Below are 721 nucleotides of genomic sequence, written 5' to 3' on the forward strand. Positions count from 1 at the left end.
CCCATCGGTCATGCGCTGCAGGGTATAGCTACCGTTGCTGTTGTGTTGCACATGGGTCTGGCCCAGGGTGGCCGGGATCACCACGGTATCCGTGCCCGCACCCCCATCCACATACCGCGCCAGGCCCAAGGTCGGGCTGATGGCGTTGTTGCCGGCGTCGCCGGTCACCGTGACTTCGCGGATGGCATCCACGCGGATGGCGCCCGCACTGGCCATGCCCTCGAGCAACTGCGAGGGCGTCTTGCCAGCAGTCTGTGTCGGGAAGAACTGCGCAAACAGCGTAGCCACCTCCAGCGCGCTCTTGCCTGTGAGGCTCTGGATGATCGCCCCCTCGCCCTGGTTCAGATCGCGCCCCAGCCACTTCTGGAACAGATAGGCCCCGGCTTCTTCCGCAGCGCTGTGCGCCACCGTCAGGCTGGGGCCGGTCGCAAAGCGCACCTGCTCCACATCGACCAGCCAGTCGGACACGCCCGAAGCGGTATGGGTCAGCTTGATACCAGCGCCGTCCAGCGTTACCGTATAGTCGGTACGCGCGCCCTCCTGGATCGCCACATCGAATCCCGTGCCGCCATTGAGCTTGTCGCTGCCAGTGCCGCCGGAGAGCAGGTCATTGCCCGCGCCACCGAACACGATGTCGTCGCCCGCATCGCCATACACCTGGTCATCGCCGGCCTCGCTGCCCACCACATCGTTGCCGCCGCCGCCGTGGATGATGTCGTCA

General features: G+C 66.0%; 1 protein-coding gene. It reads right to left on the reverse strand.

Annotated elements, in window-relative coordinates; translation table 11 throughout:
- The coding region (locus PMI14_RS33680) for a calcium-binding protein (RefSeq protein ID WP_007857836.1) at nt 1–721 on the reverse strand (721 nt) is incomplete at both ends.

This window comes from Acidovorax sp. CF316 (genome assembly GCF_000276605.1).
GTDB lineage: Bacteria > Pseudomonadota > Gammaproteobacteria > Burkholderiales > Burkholderiaceae_C > Acidovorax.